The sequence below is a fragment of the Cohnella ginsengisoli genome (assembly GCF_029525555.1).
GTDB classification, from domain to species: Bacteria; Bacillota; Bacilli; order Paenibacillales; family Paenibacillaceae; genus Cohnella; species Cohnella ginsengisoli.
In genome coordinates, this window is sequence record NZ_JAPDHZ010000004.1 from 309,396 (window position 1) to 331,684 (window position 22,289).

General features: G+C 61.0%; 17 protein-coding genes and 4 pseudogenes. 15 read left to right on the plus strand and 6 right to left on the minus strand.

The genetic code is table 11. From position 1 onward, the window contains the following. Position 1 precedes the first annotated feature (1 nt). The 5 genes from pyrF to OMP38_RS22485 all read left to right on the plus strand — a co-directional run bounded on the left by pyrF (position 2) and on the right by OMP38_RS22485 (position 5,030). Positions 2 to 745: an orotidine-5'-phosphate decarboxylase gene (gene pyrF / locus OMP38_RS22465; RefSeq protein WP_277567107.1), complete on the plus strand. Its 744-nt coding sequence runs from the start codon at positions 2 to 4 to the stop codon at positions 743 to 745. Continuing rightward, on the plus strand, positions 742 to 1,395 hold the full coding sequence (pyrE, locus tag OMP38_RS22470; protein WP_277567108.1) for an orotate phosphoribosyltransferase: 654 nt from the start codon (positions 742 to 744) through the stop codon (positions 1,393 to 1,395). Before pyrF ends, pyrE begins: the two co-directional genes overlap by 4 nt. Positions 1,396 to 1,617: 222 nt before the next feature. Beyond that, positions 1,618 to 1,863, plus strand: a complete 246-nt coding sequence (locus OMP38_RS22475) for a hypothetical protein (protein ID WP_217596865.1) — start codon at positions 1,618 to 1,620, stop codon at positions 1,861 to 1,863. Between the two features lie 408 nt (positions 1,864 to 2,271). Then, complete coding sequence (locus OMP38_RS22480; RefSeq protein ID WP_277567109.1) at positions 2,272 to 3,315, plus strand: ABC transporter ATP-binding protein; 1,044 nt, start codon at positions 2,272 to 2,274, stop codon at positions 3,313 to 3,315. Next, the gene (locus OMP38_RS22485; RefSeq protein WP_477100082.1) at positions 3,312 to 5,030 is read left to right on the plus strand and encodes an ABC-2 family transporter protein; all 1,719 of its coding nucleotides are present in this window, start codon (positions 3,312 to 3,314) and stop codon (positions 5,028 to 5,030) included. The genes OMP38_RS22480 and OMP38_RS22485 overlap by 4 nt, the downstream gene beginning before the upstream one ends. Here OMP38_RS22485 and OMP38_RS22495 read toward each other — a convergent pair. The 5 genes from OMP38_RS22495 to nagZ form a co-directional block, all read right to left on the minus strand. After that, positions 4,972 to 6,639 (minus strand): FtsX-like permease family protein, encoded by a 1,668-nt coding sequence (locus OMP38_RS22495; protein ID WP_277567110.1) that lies wholly within the window; start codon positions 6,637 to 6,639, stop codon positions 4,972 to 4,974. The two genes, OMP38_RS22485 and OMP38_RS22495, sit on opposite strands and share 59 nt — an antisense overlap. A gap of 263 nt (positions 6,640 to 6,902) precedes the next feature. Beyond that, entirely contained in the window at positions 6,903 to 7,679 is a 777-nt protein-coding gene (locus OMP38_RS22500; protein ID WP_277567111.1) for an ABC transporter ATP-binding protein, read from the minus strand. Between the two features lie 109 nt (positions 7,680 to 7,788). Then, the gene (locus OMP38_RS22505; RefSeq protein ID WP_277567112.1) at positions 7,789 to 8,928 is read right to left on the minus strand and encodes a sensor histidine kinase; all 1,140 of its coding nucleotides are present in this window, start codon (positions 8,926 to 8,928) and stop codon (positions 7,789 to 7,791) included. After that, entirely contained in the window at positions 8,897 to 9,634 is a 738-nt protein-coding gene (locus tag OMP38_RS22510) for a response regulator transcription factor (RefSeq protein WP_277567113.1), read from the minus strand. Before OMP38_RS22510 ends, OMP38_RS22505 begins: the two co-directional genes overlap by 32 nt. Before the next feature lie 67 nt (positions 9,635 to 9,701). Then, positions 9,702 to 10,787, minus strand: coding sequence for a beta-N-acetylhexosaminidase (gene nagZ / locus OMP38_RS22515; RefSeq protein WP_277567114.1), 1,086 nt, complete (start codon positions 10,785 to 10,787; stop codon positions 9,702 to 9,704). A 16-nt stretch (positions 10,788 to 10,803) separates the two neighbouring features. Here nagZ and OMP38_RS22520 point away from each other — a divergent pair, with 16 nt between their 5' ends. Further along, on the plus strand, positions 10,804 to 11,079 hold the full coding sequence (locus OMP38_RS22520) for a hypothetical protein (RefSeq protein WP_277567115.1): 276 nt from the start codon (positions 10,804 to 10,806) through the stop codon (positions 11,077 to 11,079). A gap of 150 nt (positions 11,080 to 11,229) precedes the next feature. Here OMP38_RS22520 and OMP38_RS22525 read toward each other — a convergent pair whose 3' ends face one another. Further along, the gene (locus tag OMP38_RS22525) at positions 11,230 to 12,912 is read right to left on the minus strand and encodes a glutamine--tRNA ligase/YqeY domain fusion protein (RefSeq protein WP_277567116.1); all 1,683 of its coding nucleotides are present in this window, start codon (positions 12,910 to 12,912) and stop codon (positions 11,230 to 11,232) included. A 360-nt stretch (positions 12,913 to 13,272) separates the two neighbouring features. Between OMP38_RS22525 and OMP38_RS34980 the strand changes: the two are divergent. The 9 genes and pseudogenes from OMP38_RS34980 to OMP38_RS22570 all read left to right on the plus strand — a co-directional run bounded on the left by OMP38_RS34980 (position 13,273) and on the right by OMP38_RS22570 (position 22,206). Then, positions 13,273 to 13,840: pseudogene (locus OMP38_RS34980) on the plus strand (ABC transporter ATP-binding protein). Positions 13,841 to 13,854: 14 nt separating this feature from the next. Then, positions 13,855 to 14,904, plus strand: a complete 1,050-nt coding sequence (locus OMP38_RS22535; protein WP_338130611.1) for an efflux RND transporter periplasmic adaptor subunit — start codon at positions 13,855 to 13,857, stop codon at positions 14,902 to 14,904. Between the two features lie 3 nt (positions 14,905 to 14,907). Continuing rightward, positions 14,908 to 17,797: pseudogene (locus OMP38_RS22540) on the plus strand (ABC transporter permease). Positions 17,798 to 17,800: 3 nt separating this feature from the next. Then, positions 17,801 to 18,676 (plus strand): annotated as a pseudogene (locus tag OMP38_RS22545) (ABC transporter ATP-binding protein); the annotation flags it as partial. 177 nt (positions 18,677 to 18,853) lie between these two features. Next, a pseudogene (locus OMP38_RS22550) lies at positions 18,854 to 20,239 on the plus strand (extracellular solute-binding protein); the annotation flags it as partial. Between the two features lie 155 nt (positions 20,240 to 20,394). Then, positions 20,395 to 20,832, plus strand: a complete 438-nt coding sequence (locus OMP38_RS22555; RefSeq protein ID WP_277567117.1) for a hypothetical protein — start codon at positions 20,395 to 20,397, stop codon at positions 20,830 to 20,832. Further along, complete coding sequence (locus OMP38_RS22560) at positions 20,759 to 21,361, plus strand: ABC transporter substrate-binding protein (RefSeq protein ID WP_277567118.1); 603 nt, start codon at positions 20,759 to 20,761, stop codon at positions 21,359 to 21,361. Before OMP38_RS22555 ends, OMP38_RS22560 begins: the two co-directional genes overlap by 74 nt. Before the next feature lie 41 nt (positions 21,362 to 21,402). Further along, the gene (locus tag OMP38_RS22565; protein ID WP_277567119.1) at positions 21,403 to 21,960 is read left to right on the plus strand and encodes a type 2 periplasmic-binding domain-containing protein; all 558 of its coding nucleotides are present in this window, start codon (positions 21,403 to 21,405) and stop codon (positions 21,958 to 21,960) included. Positions 21,961 to 22,041: 81 nt separating this feature from the next. Then, the gene (locus OMP38_RS22570) at positions 22,042 to 22,206 is read left to right on the plus strand and encodes a hypothetical protein (protein ID WP_177244241.1); all 165 of its coding nucleotides are present in this window, start codon (positions 22,042 to 22,044) and stop codon (positions 22,204 to 22,206) included. Positions 22,207 to 22,289 lie beyond the last annotated feature (83 nt).

Below are 22,289 nucleotides of genomic sequence, written 5' to 3' on the forward strand. Positions count from 1 at the left end.
GATGACGTTATCGCTGACGCGCAAGGAAGCGGCGGCCAAGATCATGGTCGGGCTGGACAAGCCCGACGCCGAAGCCGCATTGCAAGTCGCCAGCCGGCTAGAAGGCACGGGCTGCTGGGTCAAGGTCGGCATGGAGCTGTTCTACGCCGCCGGACACGAGATCGTGCGGGAACTGAAGAAGATTGGCTTCAAGATTTTCCTCGACCTGAAAATGCACGATATCCCGAACACGGTGCGCGGCGGCGCGCGCAGCATCGCGCGCATGGGCGTCGATATGTTCAACGTGCACGCGGCCGGCGGCAGCGCGATGATGCAAGCGGCCATGCAGGGCGTGAACGACGCCGTCGAAGCGGGCGAAGCGCAGTCCGCGCCGCTCGTCATCGCCGTCACGCAGCTGACGAGCACGAGCCGGGAGACGTTGAACGGCGAGATCGGCATCGCGGGCAGCGTAGAGGAGGCTGTCGTGCGCTACGCCGTGCTCGCGAAGCATGCCGGCCTGCAGGGCGTCGTCGCCTCGCCGCTCGAGGTAGAGGCGATCAAAGCCGCCTGCGGCGAGGGCTTTCTGACGGTGACGCCGGGCATTCGCCCGGCCGGCGCCGCGCTTGGCGACCAGGCGCGCGTGACGACGCCGCGGGAAGCGGTAGACGGCGGCACCGATTATCTGGTCATCGGCCGGCCCATCGTAGCTGAGCCGGACCCGGCGCAGGCGCTCGAATCCATTTTGAAGGAGCTGACCGAATCATGAGCGAATCCGTAAACCTTGCGCAGCTGCCGTCCGTCATCGCTGGCGCGCTGCTCGACATCGGCGCCGTATCGCTGCGCCCCCAAGACCCGTTCACCTGGACGAGCGGCATCAAGTCGCCGATCTACTGCGACAACCGGCTGACGATGTCCTACCCGGCGATCCGCCGCACGATCGCGGAGGGCTTCGCAGCCGTCATCCGCGACAAGTATCCGGACTGCGAGGCCGTCGCGGGCATCGCGACCGGCGGCATTCCCCATGCGGCTTGGATCGCAGACATCCTCGGCCTGCCGATGCTGTACGTACGCGACAAAGCCAAGGGACACGGCAAGACGAACCAGATCGAAGGTCACTTCAAGCCGGGGCAAAAGGTCGTTTTGATCGAGGACCTGATCTCGACCGGCGGCAGCTCGCTCAAAGCGGCTGTCGCCGTGCGCGACGCCGACTGCGAAGTGCAGGGCGTCATCGCGATCTTCACGTACCAGTTCCAGAGCGCGCTGGACGCGTTCGCCGCCGAGTCGGTGCCGCTCGACACGCTGTCGAGCTACAGCGCGCTGATCGATGTCGCGCTGTCGCGCGGCGCGGTCCGGGAGCAGGACGTGGCGTTGCTGCAGGAATGGCGCCGGGACCCGAAGGCGTTCGTCTGGGCTTAATCGAGCTCGGCAAAAATAAGCCCGGCCTTTCGTCCGATCGGACGAGAAGCCGGGCTTTTCGCCATCAATCGGGCCTGGCAGCCACGGATGACAAATTGTTAATGCGCCGCTTTCCTTTTCGTTGATTCAATCCGCGCTCACCGGGTTAATGAAGATCAATACGGTGCAAACGAGACGCTGGAACGAATAGATAACAACGACAAAGAGAGGTTGATTTTAATCATGAACACCGACATCTACCAACAATTGCTGACCGAAACCGAAGATCTGCTTTATCGGGTACGCATTTACGACCGCGACATGGTTCACACCGACGAAATTATCGAGATGGACCAGACGCATGAGATGATCAGCAGCTTGCGCTGGATGGGCGAGAGCGAGATGTTCCGTACCAAAGCGATCGAGAAGCTCATCCGGATGCGTCACCGTCTGATGACGATGATGGAGGATCTGCTGTTTACCGCTTAAGTAAAAGACCTTCGGCCTTCCGCTGCGACAGCGGACGATGTCCGAAGGTTTTTTTGTATGCAGCGCTTTGCAGCGCTATGCAGCCGATCCGACGTTTCGGATGTCTCGACCGCTCCGATGAAAATTTTCGATGCCCGCCATCGATACCCTTCATCCGAAAATAACGCCAAAAGCGTTGTTTGAAAACCGGAGCGCTGGTAATATCTATCATCAAACGGAAGGGTTTCTAGGGAGCCGACGCCTCGCAGCCAGCGGAGCGGTCGAACCGAGCGAGACCGAAGAGGCGATAGCCTCCTTACACCGTAGGGATAAAAGACCTTCGGCAAGTTCCGCCACGAGGCGGATTTGCCGCGGGTCTTTTTTGCTTTGACAGCTGGATGCGCGATTCGGAAAAAGGGGGGTACCGAGATGAAACTGGCACTCGAGGCAAGAGCGCTCGGCAAGACATTCAGAGTAAAGGAAAAGCGGGCGGGACTGCGCGGCAGCCTGAGGTCGCTGTTCGCGCCGGAATGGAAGGAAAAGACCGCGGTCGACCGCATCGATCTATCCGTGGCGGCCGGGGAAACGGTCGCGCTGCTCGGCCCGAACGGCGCAGGCAAGTCGACGACGATCAAAATGCTGACCGGCATATTGCATCCGACCGCCGGAGAGGCGACCGTGGCGGGACTGACGCCTTGGCGGGAGCGGACGAAGCTGGCCTACCGGATCGGCACCGTGTTCGGGCAGAAATCTCAGCTGTGGTATCATCTCCCGCCCATCGATACGTTCGAGCTGATCAGCCGGGTCTACGAGCTCGAACGCGGGGATTATGCGAAGCGCCGGGACCGCTTGGTCGAGCGGTTCGAGCTCGGGCCGTATTTGCATACCCCCGTGCGCAAGCTTTCGCTCGGCGAACGCATGCGCTGCGAGATCGCCGCATCTTTTCTCCACCGTCCCGAGATTCTGTTCCTCGACGAACCGACGATCGGTCTCGACGTCGTCGTCAAAGAGCGGATCCGCGAGATCATCCGCGAACGCAACCGCGAGGAGGAGACGACGGTATTCCTCACGTCCCACGACGCGGGAGACGTAGAGGAACTATGTTCGCGGGCGATCGTCATCCATCACGGAGGCGTTCTGGTCGACCGCCCGGTCGCGCATCTGCGGCGGGAGCTGCTCAGCAGCAAGACGGTCACGGTTACGCTGGCGGATACGGAGGATCCGGCTTTGGCGGCCGAATGGTTCGGCCGGCGCGCCTGGGCGCCGCTGCCCGAAGGCGTCGAGCTGGCGGGGATCGAAGGGAGACGCGTTCGTCTGTCGGTCGACCTTGCGCGGACGGACATGAACCAACTGCTCGCCTCGCTGACGCAAGCGGCGCGCATCGCGGATTTGACCGTGGAGGACCCGACGCTCGAGGACATCATCAAGCACATCTATGGCATGGAAAAGACGAAGGGAGGCGAGCGGACTTGAGTCGAACATTCGGTTTGATAGCGGGCGCCGGGCGCAAGCAGCTGGCCGTCGTGCGGATCGCCCTGCGTCAGCAATGGGCGTACAAGACGGATTTCCTGCTCCGAGCCTGTCTGCTGCTGCTTCTGCTGTACATTCTCGGGCAGCTGTACGGCGCCGCCTATGCGGGCGACTACGACCGGGCGATCGGCGGTTTCACGCTCCGGCAGATCGTCTGGTATCTCGTATTTACGGAAGCGATCACGATGGCCGGACCGCCTGTCGGCGTAAGAATCGAGGACGAGGTGAAGAACGGGGACATCGCGGTTCGCTTGACGAGGCCGCTTTCCTACGTCGGCTATCATTACGGCTCGTATCTCGGAGAAGGCGCCCTGCGGTTTTTCGTGCTGCTGGTTGCCGGCGGGCTGGTCGCCTGGCTGTCGGTCGGTCCGCCAGCGATAGGCTATGGATTGCCGGCCTATTTGCCGCTCGCCATGCTCGGATTGACGTTGTCGTTTTTGATGACGGCTGCCGTCGGATTGTGCGCGTTCTGGGTAGAGGAGACGCGCGGGCTGGAGTTCGTGCTGCAGAAGCTGACGTTCACGGCTGGCGGCCTGCTGATCCCGATCGATCTCATGCCCGAATGGCTCCAGCGGGTGTGCGCCTGGCTGCCGTTTCAAGCGGCGCTGTACCTGCCGGCTCGCCTGGGCGTCCGATTCGACGGAGAACAGATGCTGCGGGCTTGCTCGCTTCAGCTCGCATGGATCGCCGCGCTATCGCTGCTCGTCGCTTTCATTTTCAGAAGGGGGAGTGGGGGAAGCTCCATGTCAACGGGGGATAAAAGAATGTCGGGCACGCTCCGCTTCCTGCTCGCGAGCTGGAAGGTCAACCTCGCTTCGGCGCTGGAATATCGGCTCAGCTTCTTTTTGCTCGCGGGCATGATGTTCGTCAACAATACGATTTGGCTGTTTTTCTGGTATTTGTTTTTCGCCCGGTTTCCGGTCGTGAGCGGTTGGGAGATGAGCGACGTCATGCTGCTGTGGGCGGTCTCCGCAGGCGGCTTCGGATGGGCGAGCGTGCTGTTCGGCAACTTTCCGCGCATCGCGACGATCGTCTCCTCGGGCCAGCTGGACGTGTATTTGTCGCAGCCGAAGCCGGTGCTGCTGAACGTGCTGGCCAGCCGCATGTCCGTGACGGGCGCGGGCGATTTTGCGTTCGGCCTGATCGTCTTTTTGTGGGCTGGCGATCTCACGCCGAGAGGCTGCTTGCTGTTCGCCTGCGCGCTATTGGTCTCGGGCGTCCTTTTTTATCGCCGTCATGGTCATCGCGGGTTCGCTCGCCTTTTGGATCGGCAATGCGGAAGGCATTGCAAACCAGGTGTTCGGCGGTTTCATATCGTTGACCCTTTATCCGACCGGCATTTTCCGCGGCGCCGCCAAAGTCATCCTATTTACGGTCGTTCCAGCCGGCTTCATCGGATATATGCCGATCGGTCTCATGCGCGACTTCGAGCCGGGCTTTGCGGCCGCTTCGTTCGGCGCCGCCGCGATCTTCTCCGCCTGCGGCGCGCTGCTGTTCCGCGCGGGCCTCGCCCGGTATGCGTCCGGCAATGCGATGGCGATGCGAAATTAAAAAGCGCCCCTTCGGACGATGATCCGGAGGGGCGCTGCGGCGTCGGTATTATTCCGTCGCCGTGCGGCCGCCGTTGCGGATGCTCCGCAAGTAGGTGGCGCAGGTGACGGCGAAATAAGCGGCTTGCATGACGAGATAGATCGCGAACACGACGGCCGCGTACTTGAGGATCGGACTGCCGAGCAGATTGCCCAGCGCCTGAATGGCGAACAGGGCATGGACGCTGCCGACGATGCAGGGGATGAGGAAGACGAGTCCGACCTGCGTGACGACGATTCGCCGGATCTCGGCGGCGGTCATGCCGATGCGCGACAGCGCTTTGAACTGCGCCTGGTCGTCCTGCAGCTCCGTGAACAGCTTGAAGTAGATGAGGCTGCCCATCGCGATAAAAAACAGCAGGGAAATAAACAGGCCGATGAACAGCGTCAGCGAGATGGACTGGTTGGTGGAGACGTAGCTCGGGACGCGGTACGTCTGCGCTTGCGATTCGAAGTCCGGATCGATCGCCTTCGCGATTTTGTCGACCGTTGACGCGCTATGCTCCCAGTTCGACCAGTCGTAGCCGTAGCTGACGAGCCGGCTTGCGGCCGGCGCCGATGCGCGTAGTCGTTCGAAGCGGGCGTCGTCGACGACTAGCAGGTAGGTCGCGAAGGATACGGGGCTCGTGACGGCGCCTGCGTATTGGTCGGTCAATTGCAGCTTGACCGTGTCATGGCCCAGCGTGAGGCGTACCGCGCCGTTTTGAATCGGGCGATAACTCTCCATTTCTTGATAAGGGAGAATCATCACGGCACTGTCTCCGGCAGGGTCTGCCGGTTTGCGGCCGAACAGCTTGGCCTCGCGGTTGTAGTCGCTCTCGGACACGATCATCGCCTCGAGTTCGCTTTTGCCGGCGGTCGCGCCGTCTTTCGCGAGATGTTCGCCGAGCAGGCCGGACAGCTTCTGCTGCCGGGTGACGCGCAAGCCGTCCTCGCGGATAATGCGCTCTACCTTGGCGGGATCGATAACCTGATGCGCGCCTTCTCCGCGTTCGACGTAGCCGACGGCAAACGGCGCATGGTCGAGTATTTGCGATTTTTGAAGCTGCTGCAGCACGTAGACCGTGCCGGAAGCCGACAGGACGACCGCGCTCATGACCGTGATGACGAACAGGAGGCGCGCGTTGTCCTTCATTTTGTAGACGAGCTGGGAGACGGTCAGCATGTTCGTCCGATCATAGTAAAATCGTTTGCGCCTCATGAGGAGCCGCAAAATCGCGACGCTGCCCTGGGCGTACAGGAAGTAGGTGCCGACGACGGTGAGGCCGACGACCGGCAGCGTCAGGACGAGGAAAGTGCGGGCGTTCATCGTCATCGCGAGCGCGTAGCCGCCGCCAAGCGTCAGGAAGCCAATGACGGCAGCCCAGACGGAAAGGCGCGGCTCCGGCTTCGGCTTGCGCGCTTCGCGCAGCAGCTCCACGATCTCCGAGCGGCCGACCCGGAAGAGCGTCAACGCCGTGATGATCATGAACAAGGCGAAAAAGCCGGTCGCCGTCACCCATAAGGCCGCCGGGGACACCGCGAAGCGAATCGTCTCGCCGGCGGCCAGCAGCGCGCCGAGCGCCAGGAAGAACAGTTTGCTGAATAGCATGCCCAGACCGATGCCGGCCGCGATGGACACCGCCGCGATGAACGCGCTCTCGTACAGCACCATTTTGCGGATTTGACTGCGCGTCATGCCGAACAGGGTGAACAGACCGAATTCCTTTTTTGCGCGTCTTCATAAACGCCGAGTTCGAGTAGAGGACAAAGAAAAACGAGAAAACGATAATGAGAATTTCGCAGGCCAGCATGCCTTGCTTCACCTGAAGGGCGCCTTTGATCTCGCCGCTCTGGACGTCGGGATGAAACAGAAATGCCGCGTAGAGATAAAAGATCAGGACGGAAAACACGCTGCTCAAAATAAAGGCGCTGTACGCGCGCCAATTGCCGCGGACGTTGCTAAGCGCGAGCGAACGGAACGTCATCGAAATTCCCTCCCAGCACGCTCAATGCATCCAAGATTTGCTGGAAAAACGCCTGCCGGTTCACGCCGCGGCGAATCTCCGAAAACAGCTTGCCGTCCTTGATGAACAGGACGCGCTTGCAGTAGCTCGCTGAGAACGGATCGTGCGTCACGAGCAGCACGGTCGCGGACAGGCGATCGTTCAGATCCTGAAGCGCGCTCATGACGTCCTTGGCGGACTTGGAATCGAGGTTGCCCGTCAGCTCGTCCGCGAGCAGCAGCGAAGGTTCGTGGATAATCGCGCGAGCGATTGCGGCCCGCTGCTTCTGACCGCCGGAGACTTCGTAGGTCCGCTTGCTTAAAATGTTTTGGATGCCGAGCAGCTCGGCGATCGGGCGCAGCTTCTGTTCGATGACCGCCGGCTTCGCGCCTTCGAGCACGAGCGGCAGGATGATATTTTCTTTGATCGGCAGCGTATCGAGCAAGTTGAAGTCCTGGAAGACGAAGCCGAGCTCGCGCCGGCGGAACAAGGCGATATCCCGCTCGCTTAAGCTTACGGGATTCGTCCCGCCGATCTCGAGCGTTCCGGACGTCGGCTTGTCTATCGTGGCGAGCAGGTTAAGCAGCGTCGTTTTGCCGCTCCCCGACGGGCCCATGATGCCGACGAACTCGCCTTTGTCCACGGAAAGGTCGATCTGGTCGAGCGCGTGATAGGCGACGCCGCCCTTGGCGCCGTATACTTTGGACAATCCTTGCGTTTTGAGCACTTGCATGCGGGTGAACCCTCCTGCCTGTTGTCTGTATGACTCAAGTATAGCGGCGTCGGGAGGGCCGGCCCATCGAATTAGCTTTCAATTTCGGCGCCTTTAGCTTACAAAGTTGTCACGTTCGGTTAGGCTCTTCTGTCAGGCGGTGAATGCCGGACGGTCGAAAGTCAAGCGTAGCCGTCGTGCCTACGCCCTGTTCGGCGTCGATGCGGAGGCCGATGCCGAGCCGCGCGCAAGCTTGCTTGGCAAGGTAAAGTCCCATGCCGGTCGACTCGCCGGTCAGCCTGCCGTTGCTCCCGGTAAAAAACGGTTCGAACAGCCGGGGCAGGTCTTCGGGAGCGATGCCGATCCCCTCGTCCGTCAGGCGAAGAAGCGCCGACCCGTCCGGGTTTTGTTCGATCCGGATCAGGAGACGCTGCGGGCTTTCGCCCTTTTTCGCGTATTTGATCGCGTTGGATACGAGCTGGCCGAGAATGAACGAGAGCCACTTGGCATCCGTCTCCACCGCGGCGTCGCCTTCGAGCGAGGGAAAAATCGAGCGCCGGATAAAAGACCGCTTGTATTCGCCGAGCGTCGCGCGCGCGATGTCGGACAAGGACACGGCGCGAAACGACGCATCCAGCTCGAACTTGTCCAGCCTCGACGTGTGCAGCATCATATCGAGACCGTGCCGCAGGCGGTCGGTCTCCTCCATGACGCTGCGTTCGGTATCTCGCGGTCCGGCCGCGCCGTCCGGATCGGGATGCCGCTGCATGAGCAGCTCGATGACGGACAGCGGGGTCTTCATCTGATGGACCCAGCGCGCCGTGAAATGGCGGTGGAACTCCTGCTGCCGGCGAAGGGCGCTCAGCTCGTTCGCGTGGACCGTGTACAGCCGCTCAATAAGCGCGGCCATCGCCCGTTGCTCTCGCGTAACGGGAGAAGCGAGCGCGAGCGAAGCCGCCGCATCGCCCGCCGCCGCCTGCCGCCAGGCTTCGGCCAGCTCGCGCGCGAACGTCTTGCGACGCAGCCAGCCGGCGGCCAGCCAAGCGGCGACGACGAGCGCGACGAGCAGCGCGATGTAGGCGGCGTCGGCCCAGGAGAGCGGCAGGCCGACGTTCCACAGCAACAGCTGGACGAACGTCAGCGCGAGCAGGACGGCGACGACGAGGATGACGATATGAGGGAGACGGTCGATCAAATAGTCCCGGAACGTATAAGGCCGTAAGTCGTCTCCGCCGCGCTCAGTCATGGGCGGCCGCCGATCCGGCTTCATCGTCCGAATCCGCCTCCGGCCGCAAGCGGTAGCCCTGGCCCCGGATCGTATCGATCGCGTCTCTTAGGCCCAACTCCTCCAGCTTTCGGCGAAGCCGGGTGACGTTGACCGTGAGCGTGTTGTCGTCCACGAACTGGACGTCGTCCCACAGCGCCTCGAGCAGCTCCTCGCGCGAGACGATGCGGCCGGCCTGTCGAAGCAGGGCGTGCGCGAGCTGCCGCTCGTTTTTGGAGAGCGGCACGCGCGCGCCGCGCCAAGACATCTCGCTGCGGCCGATATCGAGCGCGAGGCTGCCGGCCGCGACCGTGTCGCCGACTGGCTGCGCTTGCCCGACGGCGTATTCGCCGTAGGCGCGCCGCAGCGCGCTTTTGATTTTGGCCATGAGCAGATCGAGCGGGATCGGCTTCGCGACGTAGTCGTCGCCGCCGTTTTCGATCGCCATGACCTGGTCCATCTCGCCGGACCGCGCGGACAGAAAAATGATCGGCACATTCGATCGCAGGCGAATCTGTCTGCACCAGTAGTAGCCGTCAAAGTACGGCAGGTTAATGTCCAGCAGCAGCAGGTGAGGCCGGACGTCTTCAAACTCGGCGGCGAGATCGCGGAACCGGCTCGCGACATGCGTCTCAAAGCCGTACCTTCCGATGTAATCCCGCAGCAGTGCGCCGATTTTTTCGTCGTCCTCGACGATCATGATGCGGTACATGCGGCCGGAGCCTCCTTTTCGAATCGGATTGTTTAAATTACTTTTGGCCGTCGCACGGCATCCTCTGCTAGCGGTTCGCGTTCGCCACGTCGTCCAGCCAAGACCCGATGTCCGCGTTCAGCTTTTGCAGCTCCGGCATCGCCGTCGCCGCGTCGCTTAATTTGTAGCGCGACTTTAGCGTCAGGATACGCGTTACGCTCTCGTCGATTCGCGCCTCCGTCAGTTTTCCGCCCTTTACTGCGTTCAGCAGCGCCTTGTACACTTTGCGTTCGACGTCGTAGCCGTGCGCGACGAGCAGGATGTCGCTGCCAGCCGACACGCTCTTGACGGCGGCGTCCGCCAGATCGTAGTGCTTGGCAATCGCGCCCATCGTCATATCGTCGGTGATGACGACGCCTTTGTAGCCGAGCTTGCCGCGCAGCTGATCTCCGATGATCACCTTAGAGAACGAAGCGGGCGCGTCCGGATCGATCTTCGGGAACAAAATATGCGCGACCATGACGGCGTCCGCCTGCTCTCCGATCGCCGCCTGAAACGGCACCCACTCCAGCTTGGCCAGCTGCTCGGCGGTCTTGTTCAACACCGGCAGGTCCAGATGCGAATCGACCGCCGTATCGCCGTGGCCGGGAAAATGCTTGACGACGGAAACGACGCCTTCCTCGCGCAGGCCGCGCATGGCTGCCAGACCCATCCGGGTTGCGATATCGGCCGTGGTGCCGAACGAGCGGGTGCCGATTACCGGGTTGTCCGGATTGCTGTTAATATCGAGCACCGGCGCAAAGTCGACGTTGAAACCGGCCGAGCTTACCTCGCGCGCCAGCAGCTCGCCCATGCGCGTCGCCAGCTTTTCGTCGCCGGTTTTCCCGACGACGGCCGCTTCGGGAATCTTTTTGTAGCTGGACGGCAGGCGGCTGACCTTGCCGCCTTCCTGGTCGACGCTGACGAAAATGGGCACGTTGCCCGCCTTGGCGTTCGCTGCTTTGATCGCGTTGATGAGTTTGACCGTCTTCGACGCGTCGGCGATGTTGTCCTTGTACAGAATGACGCCGCCGATACGGTCTTCCCGGATCATTCGCAGCGTCGAGGCATCGGGCGCCGCGGTGCCTTCGAAGCCGGCAAGAATCATCTGTCCGATCTTCTCCTCGAGGCTCATTTTTGCGATCCGATCCTTGATCGAATCGGAAGAAGCGGAACCCTCCGTCGGATTGGCGGCAGGCGAAGCGGACGCGGAAGGAGAGGAGGAAGCGGAAGCGGATGCGCCGGGCGAAGGCGCGGCCGAATCCGAGGCGGAGGGAGAGGCGGACGGGGAAGCGCTGGGCGTCGCCGCCGGCGTGGAAACCGACGAGCTTGCCGGCGCGGTCCCTGCGGTGGACCCGGAAGGGCCGCCGCAGCCGGCCAGAAGCGCGATCGCGGCGGCGGATATGGCTACGGCGCGCAGCGATTGAAGCGGGAGAGACAGCGGGCTGCGGACGACTTTGTCGCGGGACATAATGAACCTCCTTTGATATAGGTCAGGCGGAGTGAAAAAGCCCCCGCCGCAAAGGCGGCGAAGGGGCTGAATCGGATTATGGAGTGGCCAGAGACCGCATAACGGATCAGGCTTTGGCGGCGTCGAAGGAGCTCTTGAGCGATACGATCCGGTTGAACGCCGGCCGCCCCGGCGCGCTGTCCTTCGGATCGACGTTGAAGTAGCCGTGACGGAAAAACTGGAATTTCTCCTGCGCGGCCGCTTCCTTCATGCCGGGCTCGACGAACCCGGACAGCGTCTCGAGCGACTGCGGATTAATGCGTTCGAGGAAGGTCTTGTCCTCGGCGGCGTCCTCGTCCGTTTCGTCCAGAATGAGCGGCTCGAAGAGACGGAAATCGGCGGGCACGGCATGCGACGCTTCGATCCAGTGAATCGTGCCCTTGACCTTGCGGCCTGTGAAACCGGTGCCGCTCTTCGTCTCCGGATCGTACGTGCAGCGCAGCTCGACGACTTCGCCGGCCTCGTTTTTCACGACTTCCTCGCATTTGATGAAGTAAGCGTGCTTGAGGCGAACCTCGTTGCCCGGGAACAAGCGGAAGTACTTGGCTGGCGGGACCTCCATGAAGTCGTCCTGCTCGATGTAGATCTCGCGGGAAAATGGAATGCTGCGGCTGCCCATTTCTTCGTTCTCCGAATTGTTTTCCGCTTCAAGCCATTCGGTCTGCCCTTCCGGATAGTTCGTGATGACGACCTTAAGCGGCCGAAGGACGGCCATCGTACGCAGCGCCTTGAGCTTCAGGTCCTCGCGGATAAAATGCTCGAGCATGCGCTCGTCCACGACGCCGTAGCTCTTGGCGACGCCGATCTCGCGGCAGAACGCGCGGATCGCTTCGGGCGTATAGCCTTTGCGGCGAAGGCCCGATATGGTCGGCATGCGCGGATCGTCCCAGCCGTCCACGACCTTCTCGTCGACGAGCTGCTTGAGCTTGCGCTTGCTCATGACCGTGTTGGTCAGGTTCAGGCGGTTGAACTCATACTGGCGCGGCACGCTCGGCATCTCGCACTCGGCGACGACCCAGTCGTAGAATGGCCGCTGATCCTCGAACTCCAACGTGCAGATCGAGTGGGTGACGCCCTCGATCGCATCCTCGAGTGGATGCGCGAAGGCGTACATCGGATAGATGCACCAGGCGTCCCCGGTATTGTGATGGTGCGCGTGCACGATCCGGTAGATGACCGGGTCGCGCATGTTGACGTTCGGCGACGCCATGTCGATCTTGGCGCGCAGCACCTTTTCCCCGTTCGCGAACTCGCCCCTCTTCATACGCTCGAACAGCGCGAGATTGTCCTCGGGAGAGCGATCGCGGTAAGGGCTCGGCTTGCCCGGCTCGGTCAGCGTGCCGCGGGATTCCCGAATCTCGTCGGCGGACTGATCGTCCACGTAGGCAAGTCCCTTGCGGATCAGCAGGAGCGCGCGCTCGTACATTTCGCCGAAATAGTCCGACGCGAAGAAAAGGCCGTCCCAATCGAAGCCGAGCCATTTGACGTCCTGCTTGATCGATTCGACGTATTCGACGTCTTCCTTGACCGGGTTCGTGTCGTCGAACCGCAAGTTCGTGCGGCCTTTGAATTCGTCGGCGAGCTCGAAGTTCAGGCAGATCGACTTGGCATGGCCGATATGCAGATAGCCGTTAGGCTCCGGCGGGAAGCGAGTGACGATTTCCTTGACGCGGCCCGCTGCCAGATCGTCGATGACGATGTTTTTAATGAAGTTGGAAGATGATGTTTTAGTTTCGGCGGCTTTGTCCACGGCGACCCGACCTTTCTATGCTGCAGGTTATTTCTTCATGATACACAATTATACCCTTCCTTATAAAGTCTTTGGGCAAAAAAACGAAGGCGGGCCACGCGAACGCGACAAGGCGAAAAAACTTTCAGCATTTTTTCAGATTTCTCATAAATTTAATCTAAAGACGTAACTTTTTCGCGAAACCTCTCGTTATAATGTTGAACTGTAAGATGGAAGACCGAGGGAGGAAAGGCAATGGATGTTCCCGAGAGGCAGCCGCTCCTCAGCGTCAAGGGCGTGGAACGGTCCTTCGACGTCGGCGGACAGAAGCTGCGCGTGCTGAAGGGCATTAATCTGACCCTCGAGCCGAACCGGCTGATCATGCTGAAGGGCCGATCCGGCTCCGGGAAGACGACGCTGATGAATTTGATGGGGGGCCTCGACAGGCCGACAGAGGGAGAGATTTTTTTCCAAGGCAAGCCGTTTCACCAATGGAACGACGACAAGCGGACGGAGGTCCGCCGCAAGGATATCGGCTTTATTTTCCAAGCCTACGCCCTCATGCCTTTGTTATCCGCCTACGAGAATGTCGAGCTGTCCCTGCGAATGGCCAAAAAAGCCGCGTAGCGAATGGAAGTCCCGGGTGACCGCTTGCCTCGAGCTCGTGGGGCTGGCAAAGCGGATGCATCACCGGCCCTTCGAGATGTCGGGCGGCGAGCAGCAGCGCGTCGCGATCGCCAAGGCGATCGCGCATCGGCCAAGCTTGCTGCTGGCCGACGAGCCGACCGCGGAGCTCGACTCGCAGATGGCGGCGCAGGTCATGGCGGTATTCCGGGAGATCGTCCGCACGGAAAACGTCACGATCTGCATGACCACGCACGATACCACGATTATGGAGGTTGCAGACCATGTCTATGAAATGGTGGACGGCGTCTTCGTCGCAGGCTAAAAAAGAAAAGCGGCATGCGCCGCGCTGCGGGCATTCTGGCAGCCGTCGCCCTGTCCACGGCCGTGGCCGGCTGCTCGCTGCTGCCGGACGAACCCGAGGAGGAGGATCTGTCGCAGATCCAACTGCCGGAGATTTCGAAGAAGCCCGAATACGAGGTGACGACCAAGACGCTCGAGACGACGGTGTCCGGTTCGGGCAAAATTTTGTCCACGCAGGAGAAGACGCTGTACTACTCCGCCAAGGCGATGGAGGGCATGCGTCTTAAAAAGTTGTACATACAGCCCGGCGACGTCGTAAAGGCCGGCCAGACCGTTGCGGAGCTTGACGTCGAGGACATGAAAAAGCAGCTGCGCGACCAGCGGCTGCAGTTCCGCCAGCAGGAGCTTCAAATGAAGCAGACGCTGCGGGACAAGGACGAGATGGACCCGATCGACTTCGAGCAGAAGCAGATCGCGTTCGAGGAGGCGCGGCAGAAAATCAGCGACCTGGAGGCCGACATCGCGAGCGCGGTGCTGACGGCGCCGTTCTCCGGTACGGTCGTATCGGTCAGCGTCCAGGAGGGCGCGGCGATCAAAGTATACGATCCGCTGTGCGTCCTTGCCGATCCGAGCAGCCTGATCGTCGCGGGCGAGATGGCTTCCGACGATCTTCAGCAGGTCGCGGTCGGCATGGAGGCGACCGTCGATATCAACAGCGCCGGCACCGTCAAGGGCAAGATCAAGTCGCTGCCCGTACCCAAAGCAGACAATGGGAATGGAGGCGGCGGCGCGCAGGGACCGAAGGTCACGAATCTTAGCGACTACCTGCTGATCTCGGTGGCGAAGCTGCCGGCGGGAGCGGCCCGCGGCACGCCGCTCAGCTTTTCCATCGTCGTCGACCGCAAGGTGAATGCGGTCGTCATCCCGCGTTCGACGCTTCGAACGGCGGGCGCGCGGACGTACGTGCAGGTCGCCGAAGCCGACGGCAGCAAGCGCGAGGTGGACATCGAGGTCGGCCAGCAGACGGCGACCGACATCGAAGTGCTGTCAGGTCTGACGCCGGGACAGAAAGTCGTAGGCTCTTAAGCTATGGCGCTCATCCGGTTTTTATTCCGCAAAATGTGGAACACCCGCTGGCTCACGCTCAGCACGCTGGCGGGCCTGCTCGTGGCCGTCGCCTTCACGACGAGCATCCCGATGTACGCGGACGGCGCGCTCAAGCGCGTCGTCGCAAGCTCGCTGAAGGAGAATAGCCAGGGGCTGCCGGCAGGCTCGCTGCTCTTCCGCTACCAGTCGAGCGACGGCAAGACCGATCCGGCGAACTTCGCCGCGGTCGACCGCTATATTAATGAAGACGTGCCTGCGCGCGTGGGCTTCCCCAAAGAAGCCGACCAGCGGAGTCTGACGATCAAATCGGCCGAAGTGCAGCCAGAGGATCCGGGCAAGGTCGACGCCAGCCGCACGCGCAAGATGACGATCTCGGCCTTCGGCGGCCTGAAGGATCAGGTGGAGATGGCCGGCGGACAGTGGTTCGCGGACCGCGCGGGCTCGGACGGCACGATCCAGGCGGTCATGATGGAGGAGGCGATGCTTCGCCTCGACCTGCATGTCGGCGACGTGCTACTCTACCCGATCTACGGCGGCCTGAATCTGACGCTGCGCGTCGAGATCGTCGGCAGCTTCAAGCCGAAGGCCGATTCGGCCGCGTACTGGTACCAAGGCCTCGATACGCTGCTCGGCACGCTGTTCATCGCGGAGCCGGCCATGCTCGAGGATCTCGTGGCGAAGCAGAAAATCCCGCTGCAGATCGCGGCCTGGTACTCGGCCTACGACCTGCGGAACATCCAGACGAGCCAGCTGACGCCGCTCGCGCATACGCTGTCGCGGGCGGACATCGAAGCGAATCAACTGCTCAAGGACACGCAGGTCATCATCTCCTTCGCCGACATGCTGAGCGAATTCCGCAAGCAGAGCGTACAGCTTCAGACGATGCTGTTCACGCTGGCTGCGCCGATGATCGCGATGGTGTTCTACTTCATCACGATGAACGCGCAGCAGTCGCTCGAAAAGCAGCGCTCCGACATCGCGGTGCTACGCAGCCGGGGAGCGGGGACGCGGCAGATTTTCCTGCTCTTCCTGCTCGAGGGCGTCCTGCTCGGCGTCGTCGCGCTCGTCACTGGGCCGTTCATCGGCTGGTACATGGCGAAGAGCATCGGTTCGGCGAGCGGGTTTCTCGAGTTCGTCAACCGCAAGTCGATCCCGGTCGGCTTCTCGTCAGACAGCGTGCTGGCCGGCGCGGCGGCCGTCATCGTCGCGATCGGCGCGGCGGTCATCCCGGCGCTCGTATTCACCCGGACGTCGATCGTCGACTACAAGCGCAAGATGGCGCGCGGCGACCGAAGACCCTTCTGGCAGCGCTGGTTCCTCGACGTCGTGCTCGTAGGCGTGGCGGCTTATGGCTGGTACCTGTTCAACGAGCGGCAGATGATCTCGTTCAAGACAGGCATGACGACCGACCAGCTCAACGTACAGCCGTTTCTGTTCTTCGTGCCGGCGATCAGCATCTTCGCGGCGGGTCTCGTGTTCCTGCGGCTGTTTCCGCTGCTGCTGGCGCTATTCGGCTGGCTGGGCCGTTCGTTCCTGCCCGTGCCGCTCTACCTGACGCTGACGCAGCTGTCGCGGTCCGCCAAGTCGTATTATCCGCTCATGATTCTGCTCATCCTGACGCTCGGTCTCGGCGTGTACAATGCGTCCGCGGCCCGCACGATCGGGTTGAACTCGGAGGAGAGAATCCTCTACAAGCACGGCGCGGACGTCGTCATCTCGGCCGCCTGGGAAGGCAATGCCGAAGTGTCGCAGCCGTCCGGCGGCGGATCGGGCGGCGGAAGCGGCGGCGGTTCCGGTGGCGGATCGGGCGGGGGGATCGGGCGGGGGCTCCGGCGGCGGAGGCGGCGGGCAATCGCGCCCGCTGCCGACCAAGATCAATTACAACGAGCCGCCGTTCGAGACGTTCCGGGAACTGCCGGGCGTCGTGCATGCGGCACGGGTGCTTCAGGCGAAGGCGAGCCTCACGGTCGCCGACCGAACCGCCGGCCAAGCGACCGTCGTCGGCATCGACAACGTCGACTTCGCGCGGGTCGCCTGGTTCCGCAAAGATTTGTACCCGGCGGGCTTTTACAAGTACTTGGCCGTCATGGGCAGGTCCGCGGGCTACGCCCTGGTCTCCAGCAACCTGGCCAAAAAATACAACCTGAAGCCCGGCGACCAGATCGACGCGATCCTGCAGGACCAGAAGATCCCGTTCATCATCGCGGCGTCGCTCCCTTACTGGCCGGCGCAGTACCCGGACGAATCTCCGTTCCTGGTCGCCAATCTGGATTACCTGTACGACAACATGCCGCTCATGCCTTACGACGTCTGGCTCAAGATGGAGCCCGACGCCAAGACGGCGCCGCTCATCCCGGCGCTGCAAGAAAAGGGCGTCGAGATCGCGTCGATCTCCGACGCCCGCAGCGATCTGATCGCGCAGAGCAAGCATCCGGCCCGGGGCGGCGTGTTCGGCATCCTGAGCCTCGGCTTCATGGTCACGATTATCGTCACGCTGTCCGGTTACATCCTTTATTGGTTCTTTAACCTGTCGGGGCGGATCGTGCAGATCGGCATCCTGCGCGCGATGGGATTGTCCAGGCGCCAGTTGACCGGCATGCTGCTGCTCGAGCAGGTGTTCACGGCCGGTCTGTCGATCGGGCTCGGCATCGGTATCGGCAAGCTTTCGAGTCTGCTGTTCCTGCCGTTCCTGCAGACCACGGACAATACGGCCGGCCAGGTGCCTCCGTTCCGCGTCATTTTCGAGCAGACGGACACCTATCGCCTGTATATCGTGGTCGCCTTCATGATGCTGATCGGCATCCTGATGCTGGTTACCCATATCCGCCGCTTGCGCGTCCATCAGGCCGTCAAGCTGGGAGAGGAGCGCTAATCCATGATCGATTGCGAAGGACTCGTCAAAATTTACAAGACCGACGATCTGGAGGTCGTCGCCCTGCAGGGGCTCAACCTGTCCGTCAAGGACGGCGAGATGATGGCGATCATCGGCAACAGCGGCAGCGGCAAGTCGACCCTGCTCAACATCCTCGGCGGACTGGACCGGCCGTCCGCCGGCCAGGTGCGGGTCGGACCTTGGGACTTGCTCAAGGTGTCCGACCATGATCTGGTGAAGTACAAGCGAGAGACCGTCGGCTTCATCTGGCAGAACAACGCGCGCAATCTGCTGCCGTATTTGTCGGCGCTCGAGAACGTAGAAATGCCGATGATGTTCAACGGCAAGGTCGACCGGGCTTATGCCAAGCAGCTGCTGGAGTGGGTCGGGCTCAAGGACCGGATGCACAACAAGCTGACGCAGCTGTCGGGCGGGGAGCAGCAGCGGGTCGCGATCGCGATCTCGCTGTCCAACCGCCCGAAGATGCTGCTCGCCGACGAACCTACGGGCTCGGTCGACTCGCGGACGTCCGACATCATCATGGACATTTTCCGCAAGTTCAACCGCGAGATGGGCCTGACGATCGTCATCGTCACGCACGACCTGTCGCTCGCCGGCAAGGTCGACCGCGTCGTCGCGATCCGCGACGGATTGACGAGCACCGAGTTCATCAAGCGCAATCCGAACTTGGACGGCGCGCCGCCGCTCAGCGGCGTGGGCGTGAACGACGACGTGCACGAAGCGTTCGTCGTCGTCGACCGCGTCGGACGGCTGCAGGTGCCCAAGGAATATTTGAAGCAGCTCGAGATCGGAGACAAGGCAACGATGGAGTTCGACGGAGACAAGATCGTCATCCGCGCGCCCAAATCAAACGAGGGGGGAATCCGCATGATGGACCAAAGAAAGAAAACCGTAAGACGCGTCGTGGCCGGCGGCCTGACGCTGAGCTTGCTCGTGCCGCTGCTGGCGGCGTGCAACGACAAGAACGAGGAGGACCCGAACAACCGCCGTACGCTGCGTATCGGGATGATGTACGGCAGCTCCCAGGACGAATCGTACTATCGCCAGCAGTATACCGACCTATTCGAATATACGCATAAAAATATCGATATCGAGCTCGTCCCCGCGATCGACTGGACGGAGCAGCAGTTCGAGGCGCCCGACAAGCAGCAAAACGTCGACCAGCTTGCGAAGGTCAAAGAAATCATGACGGGCGCCAATCCGGTCGACGTCATGATCGTCGACTCCACGGCGATGCTGAGCCAGCTCGTCCAGGAAAACATGCTGAAACCGCTCGATCCGCTCATTAAGGAAGACAAGATCGATCTGACCGACTACGTGCCTTCGGTCATCGACGGCATCAAGGAAGTCGGCGACAATCAGCTGTACGCCCTGACGCCGACCTTCGTGCCTTCGGCGCTGTTCTACAACAAGACGCTGTTCCAGAAAAACAATATCGAGCCGCCTCGCGACGGCATGAGCTGGGACGAAGTGATCAGCCTGGCCAAGCGGTTCGGCGACGGCAAGGGCGGCAAGGACGCGACGTTCGGCTTTTCCTTTAACCAATGGGGAGCGAGCGACGGCTTCTCCGACATGACGCAGTATGCGGCGCCGCTGGGCTTGCGCGTATACGACGAGAAGGGCGAAAAGATGCTCGTCAATACGCCGCAATGGGAAAAGGTATGGACGACGATCGCCGACCTGTACAAGAAGCATGTCGTGCCGACGCAGGAAGACATGCAAAAAATTTACGAGGCGCAAAGCAAAGACGTCGTCGTCGGCGGCGACGGCGGTCAGGTTTACAATCCTTACCAGAACCAGCTTTTCTTCTCCGGCAAAATGGCGATGGTGCTCGGACAATACTACATGCTGAACGATCTCGAAACGTACAACAAAAACTATGAAAAGTTGAAAATGACGAAGCTCGACTGGGACGTCGTGACGGTGCCTCAATTCGTCAACGAAGCGGCCGGCATCGGCACGAACATCACGCTAAGCGCGCTGACGAGCATCAACGCGAAGGCCGCCAACCCTGACGATGCCTGGGAATTCGTCAAGTTCATGAACGGCGAGGACTGGGCGAAGCTGAAGTCCCGCAGCAGCTACGAGATGACGGCGCGCAAGTCGTTCATCAAGCCGCGCGACGGCATGAGCTACAACATCGACGCCTTCACGCAGCTCAAGCCGGCGCCGCAGCAATCCCTGGCCGACGCCAAGCTTCTGCAGGAGCGTCCGAACCTGAACTTTATCAACCAACTCGGCAGCTCCGAATTCCAGCAGGTGCTGAGCGGCAAGCTCTCCGTAAAGGAAGCGCTCAAGGAGTACGAGGAAAAAGGAAACGACATGCTGCAGAAAATCAAGCTGAACCCGAAAGGCCAGTTTGATCCCGGCATCGGCGGCGACGTATACGGCGGCGGCGGAGTAGTAAGACCGCTGGACTGACTTGAACTTTTAAAATCATCTTTTATGCTGCGACTTTCGCTTTCCATCAGGACTTACTAACTTTGCGCGATCAGTCATCGAAGAGCTGATCGCGCTTTTTTTTGACCATGGACGGAATATATTGCCGCTTAAGGGAACAGAAGGGGGACTAAACAATGAGGAATAAATTAAACAAAAGCTGGGGTTTCGCGCTGGCTTCGCTGCTGGTAGCCATACCCGCGCTTGGCGCCTGTACGGATGGGCCGGAGAGCAACGACAAGGAACGCAGAACGCTGCGGATCGGGATGATGTACGGGAGCAAGGAGAGCGAATCCTATTACCGGCAGCAGATGACCGACATGTTCGAGGTAGACCACGGGAATATCGACATCGAGTTCGTTTACGGAATCGACTATACCGATATGCAGTTCGCGACCGAAGAAGAGCGCAAAAAGCAGGATATCGACCCGCAAGCGAAATTCAAGGAGCTGCTCACGGGGGGACAACCCCGCCGACGTCGTCATGACCGATATCGTCTCGATGAAAAAGTTGTCTTCGGAAAACCTGCTCAAGCCGCTCGACGATTATATCAAGCAGGACAAGATGAACCTTGACGACTTTTTGCCGGCCGTTATCGATACGATCAAATCCCAAGGGGACGGACAAATTTACGGGCTGGCCCCGACCTTTTCGAGCAGCGCATTGTTTTACAATAAACAATTGTTCGCCGACGCCAAGATCGCTCCGCCCACCGACGGAATGACCTGGAACGAGATTTTCTCGCTCGCTCAGTCCTTGAAGAGCGGCAAGGATAAGGACGCCATATACGGATTTGCGTTCAATAACTACGGAGGCGGAGTCAGCTTCTACGACGTGCAAGCCTCTAACGGGGGCGCCTCGAAGATGCGCATTTTCGATGCCGCCGGCGAGAAGATGACCGTGCATACGAAGGCCTGGTCGGACGCGTGGGCCAAGCCGATTCAGCTGTACAAAGACAAGGTGATCCCGCACGCGGAAGACGTGCAGGCTAGCGCCGCCATGGCATCGAGCGACGGAAGCGTCGCCGCCTACAACCCTTATCAAGGCAACGGATTTATCGGGGGGCAAGATCGCCATGACGGTGGGCAGCTACTACATGGTTAACGACCTGATCAATTACAACAAAAACGTAAGCAGGATGAAAGATGCCAAAGCCGTCGACTGGGACGTCGTCACGGCGCCGCAGGCCGAAGGCGGAAATTCAGGGGGGCTTGTACCTCGGCAATCTCGCGTCGATCAATGCCAAGAGCGCGAACCCGGACGATGCATGGGCGTTCATCAAGCATCTGAATAGCGAAGAAGTGGCGAAGTTCAAGGCAAGGAGCCAAGGCGAGCTGAGCGTCCGTCAAAAGTTCATCCAGCCCAAGGACGGAGCGACCTACCGGATCGAGGCGTTTACCAACGTGAAGGCGTATACCGACGAGGTCAGCGAAGCCGATCAGGAGCTGTACCGCGAACGCCCGAACCTCAATCTCATTTCGGAGCTCGGCAGTTATTTGTTTCAGGAGGCTGCGGACGGAAAGAAGACGATCGACGAGGCGCTCGCTGAATGGGATCGCAAAGGCAACGAGCTGCTGCAGAAGATCAAGCAGAATCCGAAGGGGGGATCTGTCCGGCGAGCTGCAACCCTACCGGGACGCCGCTCAATCGGGCATGAAAAACATCCTCCGGGCTGCCGCGGGAGAATAAGCGGCGGAGCTTAGCCGGCACGCCCGGGGTTAAATCGCTTTCGAAACGAGCATCCTATACCCATAACGACCACATTCCGGAGGGACGGATAAGGGATGAAGTGGGTGTACTGGTCGCGGCTCTACGATAGCAAATTCCAGGCGGGATGCCTCGTGCGCCGTATCGAAAACGACGGCTGGTTGTTCGGCGTCGAAATGCCGCGGGAAGTCGAAGTGTACCGTTCGAGAAAAGGAAAATTCGGCGTTAGGTATATGCCATAACCGCGTTTAGGAGGACCCGTAGCAGGCGAGGGTTGCGGCGGGTCCTCTTGCTGTGTTATCGTCGACAAAGGATGGCGGTTACC

What these genes read in the sequence shown, in the direction of transcription:
- OMP38_RS22560 (WP_277567118.1), top strand. Translation starts at nt 20,759, where the DNA reads ATGAAAAAGTTGTCTTCGGAAAACCTGCTCAAGCCGCTCGACGATTAT.
- OMP38_RS22535 (WP_338130611.1), top strand. Translation starts at nt 13,855, where the DNA reads ATGCGCCGCGCTGCGGGCATTCTGGCAGCCGTCGCCCTGTCCACGGCC.
- pyrE (WP_277567108.1), top strand. Translation starts at nt 742, where the DNA reads ATGAGCGAATCCGTAAACCTTGCGCAGCTGCCGTCCGTCATCGCTGGC.
- pyrF (WP_277567107.1), top strand. Translation starts at nt 2, where the DNA reads ATGACGTTATCGCTGACGCGCAAGGAAGCGGCGGCCAAGATCATGGTC.
- OMP38_RS22495 (WP_277567110.1), bottom strand. Translation starts at nt 6,639, where the DNA reads ATGACGCGCAGTCAAATCCGCAAAATGGTGCTGTACGAGAGCGCGTTC.
- OMP38_RS22555 (WP_277567117.1), top strand. Translation starts at nt 20,395, where the DNA reads ATGAGGAATAAATTAAACAAAAGCTGGGGTTTCGCGCTGGCTTCGCTG.
- OMP38_RS22475 (WP_217596865.1), top strand. Translation starts at nt 1,618, where the DNA reads ATGAACACCGACATCTACCAACAATTGCTGACCGAAACCGAAGATCTG.
- OMP38_RS22570 (WP_177244241.1), top strand. Translation starts at nt 22,042, where the DNA reads ATGAAGTGGGTGTACTGGTCGCGGCTCTACGATAGCAAATTCCAGGCG.
- OMP38_RS22480 (WP_277567109.1), top strand. Translation starts at nt 2,272, where the DNA reads ATGAAACTGGCACTCGAGGCAAGAGCGCTCGGCAAGACATTCAGAGTA.
- OMP38_RS22565 (WP_277567119.1), top strand. Translation starts at nt 21,403, where the DNA reads ATGCCAAAGCCGTCGACTGGGACGTCGTCACGGCGCCGCAGGCCGAAG.
- OMP38_RS22500 (WP_277567111.1), bottom strand. Translation starts at nt 7,679, where the DNA reads ATGCAAGTGCTCAAAACGCAAGGATTGTCCAAAGTATACGGCGCCAAG.
- nagZ (WP_277567114.1), bottom strand. Translation starts at nt 10,787, where the DNA reads ATGAGCCTCGAGGAGAAGATCGGACAGATGATTCTTGCCGGCTTCGAA.
- OMP38_RS22505 (WP_277567112.1), bottom strand. Translation starts at nt 8,928, where the DNA reads ATGAAGCCGGATCGGCGGCCGCCCATGACTGAGCGCGGCGGAGACGAC.
- OMP38_RS22510 (WP_277567113.1), bottom strand. Translation starts at nt 9,634, where the DNA reads ATGTACCGCATCATGATCGTCGAGGACGACGAAAAAATCGGCGCACTG.